Origin of the sequence: Roseobacter sp. SK209-2-6, from assembly GCF_000169455.1 — a bacterium.
Lineage (GTDB): Bacteria > Pseudomonadota > Alphaproteobacteria > Rhodobacterales > Rhodobacteraceae > Pseudophaeobacter.
On the sequence record NZ_AAYC01000016.1, the window covers coordinates 16,336 to 37,066 of the forward strand.

The 20,731-nt window shown below is 55.1% G+C and carries 18 protein-coding genes; 2 read left to right on the forward strand and 16 right to left on the reverse strand.

The features are described from left to right. Nucleotides 1-167: 167 nt before the first annotated feature. The 5 genes from RSK20926_RS19425 to bhcA all read right to left on the reverse strand — a co-directional run bounded on the left by RSK20926_RS19425 (nucleotide 168) and on the right by bhcA (nucleotide 5,670). Nucleotides 168-1,040, reverse strand: coding sequence for a LysR family transcriptional regulator (locus RSK20926_RS19425; protein WP_232281932.1), 873 nt, complete (start codon nucleotides 1,038-1,040; stop codon nucleotides 168-170). 150 nt (nucleotides 1,041-1,190) lie between these two features. Then, the gene (gene bhcD / locus RSK20926_RS19430) at nucleotides 1,191-2,156 is read right to left on the reverse strand and encodes an iminosuccinate reductase BhcD (protein WP_008209354.1); all 966 of its coding nucleotides are present in this window, start codon (nucleotides 2,154-2,156) and stop codon (nucleotides 1,191-1,193) included. A gap of 175 nt (nucleotides 2,157-2,331) precedes the next feature. Continuing rightward, nucleotides 2,332-3,495, reverse strand: coding sequence for a 3-hydroxy-D-aspartate aldolase BhcC (gene bhcC, locus RSK20926_RS19435; protein ID WP_008209356.1), 1,164 nt, complete (start codon nucleotides 3,493-3,495; stop codon nucleotides 2,332-2,334). Between the two features lie 16 nt (nucleotides 3,496-3,511). Further along, complete coding sequence (gene bhcB, locus RSK20926_RS19440; protein ID WP_008209358.1) at nucleotides 3,512-4,480, reverse strand: beta-hydroxyaspartate dehydratase BhcB; 969 nt, start codon at nucleotides 4,478-4,480, stop codon at nucleotides 3,512-3,514. Beyond that, nucleotides 4,480-5,670, reverse strand: coding sequence for an L-aspartate--glyoxylate aminotransferase BhcA (gene bhcA / locus RSK20926_RS19445; protein WP_008209359.1), 1,191 nt, complete (start codon nucleotides 5,668-5,670; stop codon nucleotides 4,480-4,482). Before bhcA ends, bhcB begins: the two co-directional genes overlap by 1 nt. A gap of 167 nt (nucleotides 5,671-5,837) precedes the next feature. Here bhcA and bhcR point away from each other — a divergent pair, with 167 nt between their 5' ends. Further along, a complete protein-coding gene (gene bhcR, locus RSK20926_RS19450) occupies nucleotides 5,838-6,680 on the forward strand; it encodes an HTH-type transcriptional regulator BhcR (protein ID WP_037255942.1) in 843 nt (280 codons plus the stop codon). 214 nt (nucleotides 6,681-6,894) lie between these two features. Next, entirely contained in the window at nucleotides 6,895-8,988 is a 2,094-nt protein-coding gene (locus RSK20926_RS19455; protein ID WP_037255901.1) for a molybdopterin oxidoreductase family protein, read from the forward strand. A 103-nt stretch (nucleotides 8,989-9,091) separates the two neighbouring features. Here the strand turns inward: RSK20926_RS19455 and RSK20926_RS19460 are convergent, their stop codons facing one another. The 11 genes from RSK20926_RS19460 to RSK20926_RS19510 all read right to left on the reverse strand — a co-directional run bounded on the left by RSK20926_RS19460 (nucleotide 9,092) and on the right by RSK20926_RS19510 (nucleotide 20,647). Further along, the gene (locus RSK20926_RS19460; RefSeq protein ID WP_008209363.1) at nucleotides 9,092-9,892 is read right to left on the reverse strand and encodes a hypothetical protein; all 801 of its coding nucleotides are present in this window, start codon (nucleotides 9,890-9,892) and stop codon (nucleotides 9,092-9,094) included. Further along, a complete protein-coding gene (locus tag RSK20926_RS19465; protein ID WP_008209364.1) occupies nucleotides 9,892-10,275 on the reverse strand; it encodes a hypothetical protein in 384 nt (127 codons plus the stop codon). Before RSK20926_RS19465 ends, RSK20926_RS19460 begins: the two co-directional genes overlap by 1 nt. 70 nt (nucleotides 10,276-10,345) lie before the next feature. Further along, a complete protein-coding gene (locus RSK20926_RS19470; RefSeq protein ID WP_008209365.1) occupies nucleotides 10,346-11,308 on the reverse strand; it encodes a dynamin family protein in 963 nt (320 codons plus the stop codon). Continuing rightward, nucleotides 11,305-13,398: a dynamin family protein gene (locus tag RSK20926_RS19475; protein WP_008209366.1), complete on the reverse strand. Its 2,094-nt coding sequence runs from the start codon at nucleotides 13,396-13,398 to the stop codon at nucleotides 11,305-11,307. Before RSK20926_RS19475 ends, RSK20926_RS19470 begins: the two co-directional genes overlap by 4 nt. A gap of 64 nt (nucleotides 13,399-13,462) precedes the next feature. Continuing rightward, nucleotides 13,463-14,662, reverse strand: a complete 1,200-nt coding sequence (locus RSK20926_RS19480) for a hypothetical protein (protein ID WP_037255905.1) — start codon at nucleotides 14,660-14,662, stop codon at nucleotides 13,463-13,465. Next, the gene (locus tag RSK20926_RS19485; RefSeq protein WP_008209370.1) at nucleotides 14,659-15,603 is read right to left on the reverse strand and encodes a PP2C family protein-serine/threonine phosphatase; all 945 of its coding nucleotides are present in this window, start codon (nucleotides 15,601-15,603) and stop codon (nucleotides 14,659-14,661) included. Before RSK20926_RS19485 ends, RSK20926_RS19480 begins: the two co-directional genes overlap by 4 nt. Next, a complete protein-coding gene (locus tag RSK20926_RS22215) occupies nucleotides 15,587-16,936 on the reverse strand; it encodes an FHA domain-containing protein (RefSeq protein WP_008209371.1) in 1,350 nt (449 codons plus the stop codon). Before RSK20926_RS22215 ends, RSK20926_RS19485 begins: the two co-directional genes overlap by 17 nt. A 43-nt stretch (nucleotides 16,937-16,979) precedes the next feature. Then, nucleotides 16,980-18,107, reverse strand: coding sequence for a serine/threonine protein kinase (locus RSK20926_RS19495; protein ID WP_008209372.1), 1,128 nt, complete (start codon nucleotides 18,105-18,107; stop codon nucleotides 16,980-16,982). A gap of 487 nt (nucleotides 18,108-18,594) precedes the next feature. Next, nucleotides 18,595-19,401, reverse strand: a complete 807-nt coding sequence (locus tag RSK20926_RS19500) for a metal ABC transporter permease (protein WP_037255911.1) — start codon at nucleotides 19,399-19,401, stop codon at nucleotides 18,595-18,597. After that, the gene (locus RSK20926_RS19505; RefSeq protein ID WP_037255912.1) at nucleotides 19,398-20,168 is read right to left on the reverse strand and encodes an ATP-binding cassette domain-containing protein; all 771 of its coding nucleotides are present in this window, start codon (nucleotides 20,166-20,168) and stop codon (nucleotides 19,398-19,400) included. The genes RSK20926_RS19500 and RSK20926_RS19505 overlap by 4 nt, the downstream gene beginning before the upstream one ends. 2 nt (nucleotides 20,169-20,170) lie before the next feature. After that, nucleotides 20,171-20,647, reverse strand: a complete 477-nt coding sequence (locus tag RSK20926_RS19510; protein WP_008209375.1) for a Fur family transcriptional regulator — start codon at nucleotides 20,645-20,647, stop codon at nucleotides 20,171-20,173. Nucleotides 20,648-20,731 lie beyond the last annotated feature (84 nt).

Consider the following 20,731-nt stretch of genomic DNA (forward strand, 5'->3'; position numbering starts at 1 on the left):
CTTTTCCGACTTGGATCTTCTTTGAGCTGAAGGGCTTGTTTAACAATTTGAAAAATATAAACAAAATATGTCGTGTGCTTACTATTTTCATTGGGGTCTTGATCACGAACGCGGCACGCGCTGACTGTATCTCATCAACCTTGGGCGAGGGGGAACCGGTTCCAGGGTTAGGGTAGAGACTGGTAGAGTGCCTGAACCCAGGTGCAAAACGCTCTCACTTCCTCTCGTTTGCTAGACGGGCCATTGATGACCAAATAGTGGGATCTCCGCTTTGGCAAACGGTAGGGCGTTGGTGCCACAAGCAGGCCCAAATCCAGGTATTGCTGGGCAAAATTCTCCAATACCATGGTGAAGCCTTCTCCCGCAGCGGCGGTTTGAAGCGCAATCAGCGAGGAGTCTACGCGCATCCAATCCACCATAGGAGGCAGGTTCAGTCCATGCATGGCAGAGAGTTTGCTCCAATCCGTTTCTGACCCGAGTATCCGGATCAGCTTAGCGTTCGATAGGTCGCGTGAGGCTATGCTGTGGGAGAGGTGTTCTGCGTACTTTTGATGGCAGACAGGAACGGCCGTTTCATGTCCCAGATGCAGGATCTGCCCTTCTTGCCAATTGCCGAGACCAAATCGAATATCAACATCCAATTTGTCTTCGTCAAAGTGGTCTGCCCAGACAGAGGTGGTAACCTCTAGCTGCACATTTGGGTGTTTTAATTTGAAATCAACTAGTCTTGGGGCCAGTACTAGTGCTGCACAGGAGATCGACGCACGTACACGCACGATGCTATTGCGCTCATTGTCAAAGAGCCCGTTGGTGGCAAGTAGAATGTCTTCAAAGGACTTGCTGATCGTTTGGGCATAGGCTTGCCCTTGGTCAGTCAGGTTCACGCCCCGTGGCAACCGGCGAAATAGCTGTGCGCCGAGATGCTGCTCCAAGTTTCGGATCTGTTGACTGACCGCTGCTGAGGTGAGGTTCAACTCTTCAGCAGCGGCAGCAAAGCTATTGTGTCGCGCGGCCGCCTCAAAAGCCCGCAGCCAGGTCACATGGGGTAGTTTTGGCAAGCTATACTCAATCTGACTAAGGGTAATGGTTGTTTGGCCTTTGTCAGATTAGCCATGGCCTAGCTTTGGGCAAGCGGAAACAACTGAGGTGGCTCATGAGGCACCTCAGTTGTGCCACTGCAGAAGCGGTACTTAGAAATCGACCTCGATGGCGATGCCGGTTTTTACCGCTTGATCGACAACGGCGCTGGCGACCGCCAGATCCTGCAGCCCGACGCCAGTGCCATCGAAAAGGGTCACTTCCTCGTCCGACTGGCGGCCCGGATGCGCCTTGTTGATCACCGCGCCCAGCTGGGCAATATCGCCCTCACCGATCAGCCCCTGGGCGATGGCATGCTGGGCTTCGCCGATCGAAATGGATTGCGCCACCTCATCGGTGAAGACGGTGGCTTTGACCAGCAGCGCCGGATCTACCTCCTGCTTGCCCTTGGTGTCGGTGCCCATGCAGGCAAGATGGGTGCCGGGGCTGACCTGATCCGCGCCGAGGATCGCGTCAAAGGACGAGGTGATCGAGATGATCACATCCGCCTCGCGCATGCCGTCCAGCTCGACCGCCTCAAAGGGCAGTCCGGCCTCATCGGCAACCTCCTGCAGGTTCGGCAGCATCTCCGGGTGCAGGTTCCAGCCGATGACCTTTTCAAACTCGCGCTGCTCCAGGGCCGCGCGCAGCTGGAACTTGGCCTGATGGCCGGCACCGATCATGCCGATCACCTTGGCATCCTTGCGGGCCAGGTGGCTGATCGAGACCGAAGAGGCGGCGGCGGTACGCAGGGCGGTCAGCAGGTTGCCGCCCACCATGGCGCTCGCCTTGCCGGTATCGGGGTCAAACAGGAAGACGGTGGACTGGTGGTTGATCAGCCCGCGTTTTTCCAGGTTGTTGGGCCAGTAGCCGCCGGCCTTAAGGCCCAGGGTCTGGCCTGCACGGTCAAAACCGCCTTTGAAGCCATAAAGCGCATCCTCATGGCCGATGGCTTCGCGGATCACCGGGAAGTTATAGGCGTCTTTGGCGGCCATGGCGGCAAAGACCTTTTCGACGGCCGCAAAGGATGCTTCGCGGGTCATCAGCCCGGCAATCTCGCGTTCGGGAACGATATACATCTCTGTGTCTCCTTGGGAGCTCTTGGATCAGCCTGATCTGCCAAAGGGCAGCGGTCGACCCTGGGAGGAAGCGTAAGCGCCCTCCCTTGGGAAGGGGCGGGCGCCGGGGCGAAGTTATTCCCAAAAAGCCGGCGGAGGGCGCCAGGCGCACCTCCGCCAGTCGGGGAAGGGTTACTTAGTAGGCCTTGCCGCGGGCCGAGATCGGCCAGACGCTCTCAACCTTGCCGTTCCGGACGCCGACGTACCAATCGTGCACATTGGCGGTCGGGTCGCAGTGACCGGGCACCAGGCGCAGTTTTTCGCCAACCTTCAGAGCGCCGTTCGGATCAGAGACCACACCGTGCTCGTCCGAGCATTTGATGTATTCCACATCATTGCGCCCGAAGATGAAGGGCAGGCCGCTGTCCACCGACTGCGCCTTGAGGCCTGCGTCCACGATGGCCTTGTCGGCCTTGGCGTGGCTCATCACCTGAGTGAACAGGAAAAAGGCGTTTTCCCATTCGCCCTGGTCGATACGGTTGCCATCCTTGTCCAGGATGCGGCCGTAATCCGCGTCCATGAAGGCATAGGAGCCGCACTGAAGCTCGTTATACACACCCGAGTTCGACTCGAAGTAGTAGGAGCCGGTGCCGCCGCCGGAGACCAGCTCGCATTCGATGCCTTCGCTCTTCAGGCCTTCGACCGCATTGGCCACCTGGGCGATGGCGATGTCCAGCTTCTCTTTGCGGCCTTCGTAGCTGTCGATGTGCTGCATCGCGCCCTGATAGGCCTGGATGCCGGAGAACTTGAGGTTTTCAGCCGCGTTCACCGCCTTGGCGATTTCGACAACGGCTTCGGTGGTGGTGACGCCGCAGCGGCCGGCGCCGCAGTCGATCTCGACGAATACTTCCAGCTCGGTGCCGTGTTTCTGGGCGGCTGCCGAGAGATCCGCCACATTGTCCAGATCGTCAACGCAGACGATGGTCCGGGCGCCGAGCTTGGGCAGGCGGGCTAGGCGGTCGATCTTCTGTACGTCGCGCACCTGGTTGGAGACCAGAACGTCCTTGATGCCGCCGCGGGCAAAGACTTCGGCCTCAGAGACCTTTTGGCAGCAGACGCCAACAGCGCCACCCAGGGTTTCCTGCAGCTTGGCCACATCCACTGATTTATGCATCTTGCCATGCACCCGGTGGCGCATGCCATGGGCCTTGGCGTAGTCGCCCATCTTCTTGATGTTGCGCTCCAGCGCGTCTAGGTCCAGCACCAGTGCCGGGGTCTGGATGTCAGCTTCGTCCATGCCCGGAACGGCGGGCACGTCATAGCCGACTTCGAGCTCGTCGAAATTGATTTGTACGTTCATGTTTCTATTCCCCTTATTAGCTGTTCATCCAGGGCAGCTTGTCGAGATCGACATTGCCGCCAGTGACGATCAGGCCCACGCGTTTGCCCGCGAAGGCGTCTTTGTTTTTCAGAATGGTGGCCAGCGGCACCGCTGAGGAGGGCTCCATCACGATACGCAAGTGTTTCCAGATCAGCTTCATCGCCTCGATGATCTCCGCATCAGACGCGGTGTAGATCTCGCTCACGTGGTTGCTGACAAAGTGCCAGGTCAGCTCTTTCAGCGGCACCAAGAGGCCGTCCGCCACGGTTTTGGGTGCATCATCGGCAATGATGTAGCCGGCCTTGAAGCTGCGGTAGGCATCATCGGCCTGCTCCGGCTCTGCGGCGATTACCTGGATTTCCGGCGCCAGGGTCGAGAGTGTGAGGCAGGTGCCCGAGATCATGCCGCCGCCGCCGATGGGGGCCACAACCATATCGAAGCCATCGCTCTGCTCGACGAACTCTTTGGCGCAGGTGCCTTGGCCCGCGATGACGCGGGGGTCATTATAGGGATGCACAAAATCGCCGCCGGTTTCCGTCTGCACCTTGGCAAAGGTTTCTTCGCGCGACGATGTTGAAGGCTCGCATTCGGTGATGCGCCCGCCGTAGCGGCGAACGGTGTCCTTTTTGGCCTGCGGCGCGGTGCGCGGCATCACCACGTTGCAGGGAATGCCCCGCAACATGGCCGCATAGGAGAGGCAGGAGGCATGGTTGCCCGAGGAGTGCGTCGCCACACCCTTGGCTGCCTGCGCGTCATCCAGGCCAAAGACCGCATTGGCGGCGCCGCGCACCTTAAAAGCGCCCGGCTCCTGGAAGTTTTCACATTTGAAGAACAGCTCCGCCCCAGTGAGCTCATTCAGGAAAGCGGAGGTGCGCACCGGGGTGCGGCGGATATGAGGCTGGATGCGCTCATGCGCCGCCAGCATGTCCTCATAGGTGGGGATATACATTGCGGTATCCTTCATTACGCAGCGACTTTCGAGGCCGAGACCTCGTGGCCGCGGTAGTAATCCTGTGCCGCTGCAACGCCCGAGCCGAGCGGGATATCCAGACCCAGATCGGCCATGACCATCTCAGCGGTTGCAATGCCGGAGAGCGCCATAACGTCGGTCAGGCTGCCCAGGTGGCCGATGCGGAAGACCTTGCCCGCGACCTCACCCAGCCCGGTACCGAATGCGACGCCGTATTTCTCAGCTGCGAGGCTAACGAACCTATTGGCGTCAAAACCCTCAGGTGTGCGGATGGCGCTGACGCTGTTGGAATAGACCTCCGGCGATGCTGCGCAGAGCTCCAGCCCCCAGGCACGGACTGCGGCGCGCACGCCCTCGGCGATGCGGTGGTGGCGGGCAAAGACATTCTCCAGCCCCTCGTCCAAGAGCATGCCGCAGGCCATGTTCAGCCCGTTCAGCAAGCCGACTGAGGGTGTGTAGGGATAGGCGTTAGCGGCATAGCCATTGGCCATGTCTTTGATATCAAAGAAGGTGCGCGGCAGTGTGGCGGTCCCGGACGCCTTCATCGCCTTGGGCGAGAAGCCCACGATGGCAAGGCCCGGCGGCAGCATAAAGCCCTTCTGCGAGCCAGTGACGGCGATATCGACATCCCATTCGTCCATGCGGAAATCCATCGAAGCGATGGAAGAGACGCCATCCACAAACAAAAGCGCCGGGTGGCCGGCTGCATCCAGCGCGCGGCGGACGGCGGCGATGTCGGATTTCACGCCAGTCGCTGTCTCGTTATGGGTGGCCAGAACCGCTTTGATCTCGTGGTTTTTGTCGGCGGTCAGGATTTCCTCGTAGCGGTCCGCGGGCAGGCCTTCACCCCAGGGGGTCTCAACCACCTGCACGTCCAGGCCGTGGCGCTGGCACATGTCGATCCAGCGGTGGCTGAACATGCCGTTGCGTGCCGCCAGGATTTTGTCGCCGGCATTCAGCGTGTTGGTGATCGAGGTTTCCCAGCCGCCGGTGCCGGTGGAGGGGAAGACAAAGATTTCTGCGCTCTCGCTCTTCAGAACCTTCTTCACCCCTGCCAGTGCCGGGTGCAGGATCTGGCCGAACAGCGGCGAACGGTGGTCGAGCGTCGGCATGTCCACCGCCTTGCGCAGCGCTTCGGGCATATTGGTCGGGCCGGGAATGAAAACCGGATTTTGAAAACTCATCTTCGTCTCCTTGAGTCGATAAATCCAATCTAGGCCCCTCCCGCAGGGGAGGACATTTTTTTGAAATTGGATTTGGGATCGGAGCGGGGCGGAAAAATACATATTTGCCAAAGCCTTGTATTTTTCATATTGTGAAAGTGAGTTTCATTGAAAATCAGAGGCATCTTTTGGAATCTCAAGATAATCCCTCAAAATCCCCCCGCCGGGCGCGCGGGCGACCCCGGGACTGGGAGGATAAGACTGCCCAGAACACCATCAAATCGCTGGACCGGGCGATGATGGTGCTGGAGTTTCTGAGCGAGGGGCAGGGCAAGCCGCTGTCGGAGCTGGCACAGGATCTGCAGCAGTCGCCGGCCACGCTTTACCGGGTTCTGACCACGCTGGAGGGACGCGGGCTAGTGGAGTTCGAGACGGAAACCCAGGCCTGGCACATCGGGGCTCAGGCCTTTGTGATCGGCGCGCGCTTTCTGCGCCGAACCAGCCTGGTGGAACGCGCCCGCCCCATTCTGCGGCGGCTGATGGAGCAGACCGGAGAGACCGCAAATCTGGGCGTAGAGAAAGGTGGCATGGTGCTTTTTCTCAGTCAGGTGGAAACCCACGAGAGCATCCGCGCCTTTTTCCCACCAGGCACGCTTTCGCAGATGCATGCCTCAGGTATTGGTAAAGCGCTTTTGGCAGAAATGGAGCCCTCAAGATTGGAGCGTGTACTGAAAGAGCATCCTCTTGCCGAGTTCACGACGCAAACAATTACTGATGCGGGCCATTTGCGGCAGGACCTCTTGCTCATCCAAGATCGAGGTTATGCGATTGACGATGAGGAGAAGAATTTAGGCATGCGCTGCATTGCTGCCCCCATTTTTGACATGCATCAGGAAGCAGTTGCAGGCCTCTCCGTTTCCGGGCCGACCAGTAGAATTTCCAGAGATCATATCAGCGAGATTGGGGCGGTGGTTATTGAAGCAGCAGCCGAGGTTTCCAGCGCCATCGGGGGGCAGGCCTTGCGGCGGTAGGGTAGGTTTGTCCGTGCGATCTAGGAGAACGCCTGGTCCCAGGCTGCCGCTAGGGAAGTTGCCTTGTGGCTGATATTCCCCACTTTCTGAGGAAGTAACGTCCAGTCAGAGAACCAAATCGCTGGGTTTCACACCTGCACAGATGATCTTTGCTGTTCTAGGCTTCCAATTGAAAAGGACGAAAAGCAAAAACAGCTAGTCGAGGACCGCAGCCATGAGCCACGAAAAGACCCAATTCAGGACATGTAACATCTGTGAGGCCATGTGCGGGCTAGTTGTAAGATACAATGACAGCGATGTTGTCTCCATCAAAGCAAATCCCGATGATCCTTTGTCACGCGGACATATTTGCCCTAAGGCGGTTGCACTTCAGGATTTTCGAACCGATCCGGATCGGGTTACACAACCACTGAAAAAGGTCGACGGTGTTTTCCAGCCTGTGAGCTGGGAAGAAGCTTATGATTTTGCGGTGGAACAACTCACAGCGGCGCAGAAAACCCATGGTAAGGACGCTGCTGCAATTTATCTGGGTAATCCCAATGCGCATAAGTTTGGTAATCTTCTGAACCTACCAAAGCTGGTTAAAGCGCTTGGGACCGTGAACCGGTATTCCTCTGCAACTGCGGATCAAATCCCACATCATGTCACGTCGATCCATATGCTTGGGCATCCGATGCTCATTCCAGTTCCCGATGTGGAGCGCACGGATTTTATGCTGATCTTGGGAGGCAACCCTGTTGTCTCCAATGGTTCGATGATGACGGCACCCGGCTTTGGTCGTCGCATGGATGAGATCAAAGCCCGTGGCGGCCGTGTCGTGGTCGTAGACCCTCGCCGGACTGAGACGGCAAAAAAGGCCGGAGAACACCTGCCGATAAGACCAGAGACTGATGCTTACCTCTTGTTGGCGATGATACATGAGGTTTTTGCTTCAGGATTGGTGGACCTTGGTGCGCTAAATGACAATGTAAAAGGGATTGAAGCCCTCCAGGCAGCGGTTTTGCCCTTTACCTGTGAGGTTGCAGCCCAAATGACCGGGCTTGAAGCATCGCAAATTTCGCAACTCGCGCAGGACTTTTCCAAGGCGGGCTCCGCAGTGAGCTATGCTAGAATGGGCGCCTCAACCCAGAGTTTCGGCTCCCTCTGCCAATGGGCCAGCAATGCGCTCAATATTGTTACGGGTAATTTTGACCGAGCTGGTGGTGCGATGTTCACAACACCGGCCCTCGACTATGTTGGTATGACCAGCCGTAAGGGGCAACAGCGGAGTTATCCTGAAAAACGCTCACGCGTTTCTGGGCAGCCCTTGTACAATGGCGAATTCCCAATTTCTGTGATGGCAGAAGAGATGGAGACGCCCGGAGAGGGCCAAATCAAATCCCTGATCACCGTTGCTGGCAACCCGGTGTTGACGGCCCCCAATGGTCAACGGATCGCCAAGGCTTTGGAGGGGTTGGATTTCATGATGTCGATCGATATCCACATCAATGACACCACACGCCATGCAGATTTGATCCTGCCTGCCACCGTCGCCTTGGAAGAGGTGGTCTATGACATGGTCTTTCATAGCTTTGCGGTGCGCAATACTGCGGCCTTTGCTGAAGCTATCTTTGAGCCCCCAAATAACAACCCACAGGAATGGCAGGTGATCGCGCAACTAGCAGCCCGTCTGAGTGGTGCCAACAGTATCGGGCCATCACCCAGGCAGGTGCTGGAGATGCTTCTGCCACAGGGCTTCCACGGCAAGGATGTCTCGGTCGATGGACTGCTGACGGCACCTATAGGAGCTGTGGATCTTGGCCCCTTGGTTCCGAATATTCAGCATCGGCTAGAAACCCCTGATGGACTAATTGATCTGGCGCCGGATGTATTCCTGGAAGATCTGCCTAGGCTGCTTGCCTTTGAACCACAGGAGAATGAAGCGTTTCCGCTTCTTATGATTGGACGCAGGCAAGTACGTAGTCATAACAGTTGGACTCAGAATAGCCAGCGGTTGGTCAAAGGGCGCAATAGATGCACGTTACAGCTGCACCCGAAGGACGCTTATCGTCTGGGTATCTCAGATTCACAAGATGTAGAGGTCGCGAGCAGGGTCGGGGAAATCACCCTGCCTGCTGAGGTCACAGACGAAATGATGCCTGGTGTGGTGTCGATCCCGCAAGGGTGGGGCCAAAGCAATACTACGATGGGGAATGCCACAAGGGAATTAACGGTTTCAATTAATGACCTGACTGATGATAGCCGAATGGACCCAGTTAGCGGCAACGCGGCTTTCAATGGTGTTCCGGTTCGTGTGCAACTGGCTTGAAACCTTTGATTTCTGAAGACAGTGAGCCGGACGACATGCAGCCCGGAAAACTTGTCTCATTTTCCAGGAGCTGTGTTCTAGCTGCAAAAAAGTTTCTAGGAACTCACCGTGCTTGTCTGGACCACTCTTCCAGCAGCGCTTTGGCACTTTCCTTGGAGTGAAGAGACAGAAAGCGCCCGTTTTGATCCGTGGTGACAAGGATTTTTTGTTCCGAAGAGATCGGCAGGAGCAGACATTCCGGCTGTGAAGGAGGCATCTTGGCTGGAAGAGACTGTGTGGCACTGGAGGAAAAGGCGTCTCTCACGGCTTTTAACTGATGGAGCAGGGGTTCCTGACCAGATGTCTCCAATACTGTGTTCTGTATATCGCAGCGCATCCAGCAGTCAGCATGTGCCTGTGCCAAGGCATGAAAACTCTCAATTGGTTGCTGATTTCCAATTCGATCCAGATGAGATGCGAGCATATCAACGCTGCAGCTTCCGGTATTGCTTGGCATAGTGCATGGAGAGCGAGAAATGGTGTAAGGTTGCCCCTTGATCAGCTCCTCCAGACGTTTCAAACGAGTAGCAAAAATCGTAGCAGCTTCTTCCGGATGCTCAGGTTCACCACCAATAATCCCTTCCACATTTTCACCGTTGCAGAGAGCAAAATAGGAAAGTCGGCGCTGCGCGACGCAGAGATCGGCGACAATTTCGTGGTCTATTTGAACGGAGAGATGGCGGGGCAGCACAATTTCGCGAATTTCCTGCAAGATCGTTGCACTCAGAGTGGTGGGGCAAAGCCGTTCTGGAAGAGCACCATTCTTAGGTCCTTCAACAGGTTGGGCAAACTGATGCATGATCCGAAGCAGCTCATTCGGTCCCAGGCTTGTCTGCGACATCTGTGTCAAGGCCGCTTCCGCCATTAGCTAAAGCCCTCAATCTGTGTGATCAGGTTCCGTGCGGCCAGGCTGAGGGCTTCGGTTTCTATGATCTCTTCGCAAACGCATAGAAGTGTGTCATCTGCGTGATCTGAACCCCGAAAGAAAATACGCTTTTCACCCGCTGACAGCATCAAAATCTCTTCGGAGGCGGAAGAATGCTCTTGATTGCCTGCATTCAGCGCCGCATCCAGCAAAAGAAAGCTCTGTTGGGCCTGTAAGCACAAAGCGTCGAGGTATTCCTGAGGGTAGCTTTTGGCACTGCTGCTACGCAAAACCAGGCCGGTCACCAGATCACCATAGGCCGCGAGCTGGCAACCTGGCACCGCGAGCCGGAGTGCATCGAGCTGTTGCGATAGGTCAGGCATTGCTCCTCCACCACTCAGAAGAGTTGAACCGAACGCGTGGTTGCGCAGGATATCTCGTCACCTCAATCATTCACTTTCTCTCAAGTTGGGTTTCCCGTTGCTCTCTCATTGGGCGCCCATTTGAGCGTTCAGCGATCGCAACCCGTCGCGGCGTTATTTTGTGAGACTGTTGATCGAGATTGTGTGTATTGGTTTCATTCCCACCGCAGTGCACCATCTGCTTTTGCTCCAGCCGAAGGATTTCTGCCTCAGGCTTTGTGGAGGTGGGGGAAACCAGGTTTTCGGCTACGGTTTCAGGGCCTTTAGGCGAGTTTTCAATACAGCGAGGCCAGTTCAGAAGTGTGTCGACAAGATGTTCGGCAAAAGCTTCGGCGCCACTGTCTTTCCAAGCCTGCTGATCCTCCTCCGCAGCAATCGCCTGGCTGAGCGAAAGAGGAAAAATCGAATTGAAAGCACCACCGGTTTCTTTCTTCAATCGACGCAAGACACGTTCTCGATCGCGCGTGTTGTGCAGCTTGTCAAAATGCGTGACCAACAAAGTGCTGGGGCCGGTCAGACTATCTGAAATCTGCTCCCAGACGGCCGCTTCTGATTGACGCCAAGCTTGGGTGGCGTGGGTACACCAGATCACGGCATCGACCTCTGGCAGCAAGTTCTGCCAGATGCTGGCAGACATATTCGGGTCCGAGATTCCTGGCATATCAATCAGATCGCAAAGCTCCAGTGCTTCGGATGGTAGTTTCAGGCGAATTAGAGCCGCCTGATCCAAGGGAATGGTTGCAATATCCTCTAGTGCAACCTGGGTTTCGTGACCGTCATGGCCTACGACTCTAGCCTCCTCACTTCCATGAGACATCCAGACCGGCGGCAATCGTGTCGCCGTAACGCGTACTGGGAGTGGCTGTTGCTCTATCAAAAGATTGGAAAGTGTGCTCTTGCCGGCACTGAATTCCCCCATCAGCGCCAGACGGGGTTTGCGCTGCGGGGCTTCGGATTGCAAAGCGGCGTTGGACATAGTGCTTTCCTGTGTCATTCGATAAAGCTTCTTAGGGTCTGCAATGCGCCTTCTGCGGCCTCTCTCTTCTGGGTTTCTGTTTTATCGTGGTAGATATCTCGGAGGTCATCTTTGCTGAGACTTCGGCTACTGATCTCTTCCAAAATGTCCTGCTGTTCAGTTAAGAATTCCTGCAACCTAGTGAGAACTGCTAGGCTTGCTTCAGGGGCCTGCACCATTTTCAACTGCGTTAAAAAATCTTCGGTTTCCCTTTCAATCAACTCCCGGAAGCGCTTTGCAAATGCCTTGTAACCTCGCGTGCGGCGCCACCAAGAAGCCCACCATCCATCGTTAAAATCCAAGGCAATACTCTGCCCCAGCACAATTGGTGACGCAGCAGGCGGGATGGAAGGAATTGCAAGCTGGATACCTTCGACAGCGGGTCCAAAACCTTCGTAGAGAAGCTCTGCAATGTCCTGCACTGCTGCTTCGTAGTGGGTTTCTGCGGTGCTCGTCAGGCCGCTCGACATCACTGAATAAGCTGAGCGAAGCAGCATTCTTAGCCCGGTCGCATCATATTCCCAAGGGGCGTCCTCTCCATTTGTCTCTAAATGTTGGATCAGCGCATGGGTGGCGCGTTCAATGAAAGTCGCATGGGCGCGGTCAACACGTTGCTGAAAGTTTCTTTCGACCTGTATGGTAGCGTTCTTGAGTTCAGCTAGGTGGAAGTCAGACAGTTTTTCAAAGGACAGCAGAATTTCTTCGATACGGCCGGGGTCGCCATGATCTTCCCCCTCTACCTGGACTGCTTCAGCGGCGAAGTGTCCGGTCGCGGCTGTTGCTGCAGAGGAGGCCAAACGTGTAAGCAATGGTTTGCCAAGGTCTTGAACGATACGTTTGGAAATCGCTTTGTTTAACTTCGGTAGTCCTGAAAGCTCCCAGACCATATTCTGTGCAGGTTGCTCCGCGTGAGAGGCAGTCACTGCGGTTTCGGCCCAATTAATAAGCGCATCCGCACTGGCTGTATCCATGTTTTCCAAGGACCCGGTCAGAGCCTTGGTGGCCCAATAGGCGCTGCCAAAGATAATCTCTGCCTTTTCTGGACCGTGGTGTGTCTTCAAGGTTTGGCGGATACTGTCTTCGATCTCGGGTATCTGAGTAGAAGGATCAGCAAGTTCGTCGATCCGGTTGACAAAAATCACGATTTCGCGGGATTTGAGGTTTGAGATCATTCGGATCAAACCCATATCAACCGAGCTCAAGGCCTGACCAGCGGATAAAACGACAATGCAGATGCGACTGTCACGGATCGCCTGGAGGGTGATCTGTTCGCGCATCATAAAGGTATCATTGACGCCGGGCGTATCCCGTAGGCAAAGCCGATGAGGCAGGGTTTTGCTGTTCAGATATAGGTCCGCAGAACGGGTTATATCCGCAAAACTCCCCTGTTCAGCGGGGCCAGTGACAGCCTCAGCCTCAGCCTCAGCCTCAGCCTCAGCCTCAGCCTCATCGAAATCATCCCCAAGACAGATGTAGCGTTCAATCAGATTTTTATCGAAATACCCATAGTCATGCTTTTGACCCATCAAGAGTTCGAACTTCCGGCCTAACCGTCGACGAGACCGGTCTCGCATCTCTTCGATTTGGCTCCGGATCTTGTGTAACTCACCCTCGGCTCCGGCGCGCCCCGCCAATTCGCCAATTCGGCCACCTTTCTCCAGGAGCCTTCCCCATTCCCCTTCGGTCATGAACTGGAAACAGGCCTTTTTCTCGATCTGCCTGTGACCGGCTTCCAAATGCAGAGAGGTGACAACCGAAGTCCAAGGGTTCACATCAGAAGGCAGCAGGTCTGCCCAACCTGCCATTGCATTGACCAAAGAGGTCTTGCCGGCCTTAACCTGACCCAGCAAAGTCACGCTTGGCTCAAACTCTGAAATTTCTGTCTTGAGGCGCAGCAGGCTACGCTGAACCTTTTCTCCGGTCACTTCGGAAAGATCGCTCAAAGCTTCCTCAAGTGTTTGGGCTTGCTGGGCAAAATAGACTAGGGTCTCCAACCCGGCATCCAGATTGGAGGGGCGCGATGAAGCGCAAATGTCGGTGGCCTTTTCGATTTGTGTTTCCATATTCATGGAGGAACCTGCAGTCTTTCGTTATTTTGTGTCTGCCGCCAATGATTTGTGGCGAAAGGGAGGGCTATCTGAGGCTTTCGGTAGAGAGCTCTTTCTTCAGTTGAAACAAGAGCGTAACAGCGTCGATCGCAGCGTTCTCATCCTCTTCCAACTGGCAGAGCAGAAGCATCTCTTCTCCTTCTTGAACCGCCTGTTGCGCGGATGTGGACAGCTCGCTGACCGGCAAATCTTCTATTGAATTGGATAGGTTCTGGATCAGTTGCATGCATTGTTCCAGGACGGGACCCACCTGCGGGCCATCCTTTGCATTTGCCTGCGCCAGCATATCCTCAGCCCCGCTTTGTAGCTGAGCAATCGCATGTGCCAGGCCCGAGGTGACTGATGATTGACGCGGGCGAGTATCACAAATGGGGTCTTGTGGTTGGTCAATTTGTTCAGCGTAGACAGCACCATATTGCTGGACGAACATCTGCGCCTGATCCAAATCTGATGCGCGGCCCAACTCAATCTGATGTTGGACATCTTCCTGCAGTCTCTGACCACCGCTGGAACGCCAGAGATCCGGAGCAGGGGGCAGGGTCTTTTGTGCTGTCAGCCCCTGGATTGCGGCAACTGGATAGACACCCAAAAACTCTTCGGCGGCCGTTGTTTCGGCGGTTTGCAACAAACCCGTCAATGTCCCACGCATGATTTGCCGATCTGCCATCGTGAACACTAAAAAACTGTGGTCTTTGCTCCGGTCAGGCACTGAAGCCCAAAGGGCTTGTTCGTGTGGCAGAAATTCCTGGCTACACCACAATATGACATCTGAGGTCTGAGCAATTCTGTGAAGCGCTGCTTCTTGCTCTTCTCTTTGCCCCAAAAGGGGCAGCTCGCAATAGGTTTGCCACTGAAGATGCGCCTCAGGCAGGAATTGTCGTGCCAGTATAGTGTTTTCAGGCAGGTCTAGATCAGCCAGAACGCCTTGGTACCGCAGATGCTCTCCTTCGGCGGTTTCCACCACAACCTGCGGATGGGTTCCAAAGCACACTTCGACCTGCCAATTTGTCGGCTTTCGTCCAAGCGCCACGTGGCCCAATAGCATATCCATCACGGCGGATTTTCCGGTTTCTGGCAGCCCGGTTACAGCAATACGAACAGGCCGACATAGGCGCTGTAGCAGCTGTGATCCCCAACCCGCGGGTTTAGAAGGGAGATCTCCTTGATCTAATGTGTAGCGCAGTTGTCCCGCAACAGGTTCCAGGTCTTTGTGGTGTAGGCTCATAAGGAAGTTCCCTTCTCTGGTGAGCCGGGGGTGGAATTTGGGAGGTGCTTCACTGAGGCAAGAAGGGTGATGATGCGACGCCCTCTTTGCTGTTGGCTGTGCGAGAGTTTCGTCTTGCGCAAGGCGAGCTCTGCATCAGTTGTTTTTGCGGCGCTCTCAAATGGTTTGATAACGCAGATAGAGATATTGTCTTGTTCAGGCTGGCCCATCGTCTCCAGCTGATGCATCAATGCGGTTCCAATTCGAGCGCTGCTTTGATTGCGCTCCGTGGCCAGCACAGAGGCGATTTCCATTTCGGAGAGTGTGAGCAGCCCATCACTGGCGGCCAGCAAAATATCACCTTCTGCGAGATCGACCGGAACCTGGCGGCAATCCACGCGTGGGACCGGCGTTCCGCTAAGCACAGAGGTGACACAATGACGGTCTGGGTGTTCTGCGGCATCATTCGGGCTCAGCCGACCTTTTGCGACCAAGGCATCGATTTCTGCCGCCATTGAATGGTCTGCGTTCAAGCGGCTCAACTGACCAGACCGGTATAAATAGAGAGGGGAATCTCCAATAGAGATCCAATACAATCGGTTCGAGAACAGGACCGGTGCCAGCAACGTGGCGCCCATCCCCTGGAGCGCTGGGTTGAGTTCGATGTATTCGCTTAGACAGGCATTGGCGCCCGCTGCGGCCTGTAGCAGAGCTCCCTGCAACTCTGCTTCAAGCTGCTTGGAGTCGCCAACCCGAAGTTTTAATTCAGTAAAAACCTCGGTTACTACGATACGACTGGCAATGTCGCCGCCGACATGCCCGCCCATACCATCTGCCAAAACCGCAAATCCAAAGCCGCTTCCGGCCAAGAAATCCGTCGCTAAAGCATCTTCCTGACGCTCGCGGCCGCCAATGTTTATGACCGCCGCCGTATCATATTCGAAATCAACGCTGTGCTGCATGAACTCTGTCACCTGTCGTTGGCAGATCCCACTGGAATTCCGCATCACAAAGGGGAACGAAGCGGAGGGTGGTTTCTCCGATCCGAATTCGATCTCCAGCGGTTAGTTTTTCAGTGCTGAGAACAGGCTGGTTATTCAGCCGCACAAGATTGGCTTTCCCACCATGCCCCACAAAGAAGCTATTCTGCTCTGGGTCAAAGGCCACCGCGGCGTGATTGTCACGGGAGATACTATTGTCGCCGAAATCCAGCCGAAGGGTTTGACCTTCCCCACGCCCGATCACAGTGATGCCGGAATAGAGCGCGAAGGTCGCCCCACGGCCAGGGCCTTCGACGATTGCAAGCCAGCCAACCGGAAACTGGTTGTAGCCCTGTTCTGTTGCCACCTTGTTTTTTGACAGGGGGCTCATTTCTTCGGCCTGGGCGGGGTTGAAACCCAAGAGCCGCGTTTTTACCCGACCAGCACGGCTGGCATTGCGACCGATGGAAGGGGAAGGAACGTCAATTGCAGAGGGTTCTGGCAACTCTGTTGTGAATGATGGGTCTTGGGGAACTCTCTCCGGAATTGGCACGGATCTTGATTCATGAGCGCTTCGTTCGCTACGTCGAGTTTCTACCTGATCCCGATCCACATCCGTCTTGAGCGCGAGCGATTCCGGCGATGCATCTGGTGAGGGCACTTCTATTGAGTGGCGTGCTGGGTCTGCGGCTACAGTGGAGTGTTCGCGCATATTGCTCCTGCGTTTGAACGCGCGATAGGGAGGCTCTGGGTCGGTGTCCGCGTCTTCCAAAATACCTGCAATCGCATCCACGTCTTGCGTGGCTTCAATCGCGTCCTCAGGAGAAGTTAGACCCGCACTGTGATCGGGAAGTTTCGGTCCCGTTGCCGTTGTCTGCACCTCTGACGGTGCCGAATCGGAAGAGGATTCCACTTGGTTGAGGTGATCCAACTCCTTTGTGCGCGCCAGGAAAGCTGCGATGTCATCGTTTTTCTCAGCTGTCGATGGATCCGGGTACAGAACCGCTTTCTTAGTGTCTTCAGTTGGTTCCGTCGGGGATTGGAACTCAGATTTTAGAATACTGAGATCGACCGGTTTTTCCTTGTCGTTTCGCTCCTTAGCGATTTCAAGAGAAACCGGTTCCTGCTCTGTTGTCGGTTCAAGCAAGAAGCTGCGGTCCAAGTTGAATGGGCTGGATTTCTCGTCTTCCGCTGGCGTACTGCGGATCTTGGTTCCATTTTCCTGGGATTCCAGGGCATCTGTTTGGAATTGGTCAACGAAATGCTGCCGGTTCCGCTCACGCTTTTCGCCAATGATATCTTTGATGAATTTCATAGCCGCTTCCTTTAATTCCTAGCCAGCTGCGGGTGACAATCTGTCATCCAAAAATTTTGCGAAGGCGTCCTGTAATGGTTGTGCTTTGCCTGTTGGGAGCTTTGTCTACCGGGACTGGAGCCACATTTGTCTTTGCCTTCGGAGGTGCGCGCTTTGGTTTATCTGTCTGCGCATCTTGATCGTCGAGCCAAGCCTCAAGATCGCCAATTGGCTCTCCGAAAAGGTTGAACATCTGACGCGGACCTTTGGGTTTTTCTTTGGGCTGAACCCAGCTCAATTGTGCTGACCGCGGTAACCCCTGGGTCAAGTCGTCATTGGTTTGAGCGACAAGCGTGGCGATTGTGCTGTTCAGGTCAGCGTCCAGCGCGGGTAGCTCTTGTGTCGCACTGCTCCGTGGTGCTTCGCCAGCCAACTGCGGAGAGGCGAGGGGCTTGGGGGCTACTTCCCTGAGCGCTTCTGTCCATTCGGCCGCGCTTTGAAAACGTACTCCCGGTAAAACAGACATAGCCTTGTCAACAGATGCCAGAAAAGCGGCGGAAAGTGCCCAGTTGCCCTCTTCAAGAGGGGTGCAAGGATCTGGATTTCCGGACAAAATAGCATTCAACCTGTCACGGCTATTGGTCGGCGCCTCACCCGTGATGAGGAAGTAGAGCGTTGCCCCAAGCGAATAGAGGTCGCTTGCGGGGCGTTGTGGCAGGTTTGGATCATATAGTTCGTGAGCGGAGTAGCCATCTTTGACGGCAAACATTGCAGGGAAAACACTGTCTCTGCTGTTCTCGAAGTTACAGGCTGCCCCAAAGTCGACCAACGTGAGGGTCCCTTGGCCATCCAGAAGAAAGTTGTCTGGTGAAATGTCACGATGCAGGATGCCAAGGTCGTGTAGATACCCCAAGGCGCAAAGTGCCTGCTCGAGAATGGAATGAAGCATCTGATCGGAGAGTCGGTTGCTTTGCTCGTCTTGAACCGTTTGCAGATCCAAGCCATCTACGAAATCCATTGCAATATAGGCTGTTTGGTTTTCTTTAAACACCTGATGAACACCAACAACTCCCTGATGTTGGGCCTGAGCCAGAAGATGCGCTTCACGCAGAAAATTACGCAACACATTCCGGCAGGAACGATCGTGCTCTGTTGCTATAGGTTCAACCACCGCTCCAATGCGTGCGCACATTCCAGCTGGAAAACACTCCTTGACGACGACGCGGCGCTCCAGGCTATCCCGCGCTAGGTAGGTTATTCCAAACCCTCCACAGATGAGCGGGCGCTCGATCTGATACTGACCTTGCAACAGCTTAAAACCGCTTGGCAGCTCGCAATCTGATGCTGGCTTTGCAAAATTTGTATCATGAGGCACTGCTTTTTGAATCCTCTGACAACCTGAAACTTGCGAGAAGTTTGTCCTGAACTGTCATGTTGTCGGCGGATTGCGGAGAGTTCACGGCTAGATTCGGGCAAAAAAGGCAAACCTGCCTTATTGCTGCCTCAAATCATCGTAACTAGCTGTTTAAATTGATTTAAAGCGAGTAAAGGACTTGCTCTCAAGTTAGTTAAACTCGTCTCTTTTCAAGAGCTGCTGAAATTCTGAATTTTCTGCCCCCACCGCAACCTGCCTCTTTGCGTGTGCGTATTTAGTTCCGAGAATGCGGCTCGGAATCGCCTCAGCTCTTTCGATCGATCAGGGTTTTCCCAATACTGCTTAAGGCAAAAAGCACTGCGGCGAAGCAAACAATTGTGGGGCCCGTGGGAGTGTCGAGCTGAAAGGACAGATGCAAACCGCCCAATGCGGCTAGAGCGCCAATAACAACCGCCGTTGCTGCCATTGTTTCTGGCGTTTTGGCAAAAGTTCTGGCTGCGGCTGCGGGGATCAATAGCATGGCTGAAATTAACAGTACCCCTACGACTTTGATAGCAACTGCAACAACAAGAGCGAGGCAAATGGTCAGAGCCAACTGCTCTCGCTTGGGATTGATCCCGGCTGCATGGGCGAGATCCTCACTCAGTGTTGCGGTAAGTAAGCTGGACCAACGAAACCAGAGCAGCACAATCACAAGACAGGCACCGCCCCAGATAATCAGCAGATCCATGCGGCTCACTGCAAGGATGTCGCCAAAGAGATAGGCCATAAGGTCAATTCGGACGCCATCCAGAAAAGAAACCGCAACCAGGCCAAAAGCCAGTGCCGAATGGGCCATTACACCAAGAAGTGTGTCCATGGCAAAGCCGCGCCCGCTTAGTGAACTGATCGCAGTCGCCATCAAAAGGGAAACGACAAGAACACCAGCAAAAATAGGGGCTTGAAAAGCAAGGGAGAGAGCGACCCCAAGGATAGAGGCATGGGCGGTTGCATCGCCGAAATAGGCCATGCGTCGCCATATCACAAAGCACCCCAAGGGAGCAGCAGCAAAAGCAACGCCGGTGCCGGCTAACGCGGCGCGGACGAGAAAACTATCTAGCAGAGCAATCATGATCTAACCTCAGCTTGGCCTTCTCTCGGGGCATGGCTGTGATCGTGACCGCAATCATGGTCATGACTATGATTGTGCTCATGTCTGTAAAGAGCAAGTGCGCCTTGGGTCCCGGATCCAAAGAGCGCACGATATTCTGGGGCTGATGCCACTTGTTCGGGCTCACCTTCGCAGCAGATATGGCCATTCAGGCAGATTACCCGGTCGGAAGCTGCCATTACGACATGCAATTCATGGCTTACCATAAGAATGGCGCATCCCAGCGTTTGTCGCAGCTGCTCGATTTGTCGATAAAAGGCAGCGGAGCCCGGTTGATCCAGCCCCTGCGTAGCTTCGTCTAGGATCAGGAGATGCGGGTCACTCAGCAAAGCTCGGGCAAGGAGAACACGCTGAAACTGCCCGCCGGATAGGGCAGACATTTGCCTCTTGCCTAGGTTATCGGCCCCGGCTTGTTTCAAGGCGGACTGCGCGCGCGCGACAGAAACCTTTTGAGGAAGGCTTAGGAATCGCTGGACGGTGATTGGCAGGGTTGGATCAATGTGGAGCTTCTGCGGAACATAGCCAATACGCAACCCGTCTTGGCGTTTGACAACCCCAGTCGAGGGTTTCTGTGCGCCAATGATGCTGCGCAGAAGTGTCGATTTCCCAGACCCATTCGGACCGACAATTGTCACAATTTCGCCGGCGGAAATTTTCAGACTCACACTGGACAACACGGTGTTGCCTCCGTGCGCCACGGAAAGCCGATCAAGGGAAACTAAACTCATGGTTACGTATCAGCCCGACAGCTAGGGCATAGACCCTCTGCCTCTACGACAGTCCGCTCGATCTGAAAGCCAGCTTCACTGGCTGCCTGGTTCAATGCGCCGTTGCGGCTGCCTGACTTTGCCTCAGCGACCGCACTGCAGAGACGGCAGATCATAAACACTGGTGCATGATTTTGCCCGGGATGAGTACAGGCAACGAATGCATTCAAGCGTTCGATCTTATGCGCGAAACCGTTTTTGACCAGAAAATCGAGAGCCCTATAAGCGACCGGTGGCTGTGATCCCAAACCCTCTTCGCGCAAGCGGTCAAGGATCTCATAGGCGCCCAAAGCACGATGCTCTTGCAAGAGGATTTCAAGAACCCGTTTGCGTACAGGCGTAAATTGCAGGCCCAGCTCGCGACAACGGGCGTCAACTGCTGTGATACAGCTGTGGATGCAGTTGTCATGATCATGGCTTTCAAAGCCGATACTCGCCATCGGATTGCGCCTCCGCCCGGTTCTTGCCGATTTTTGAACTTGGCACTTGATATGTAATGTTATGACATCTATCAACCCGCTATG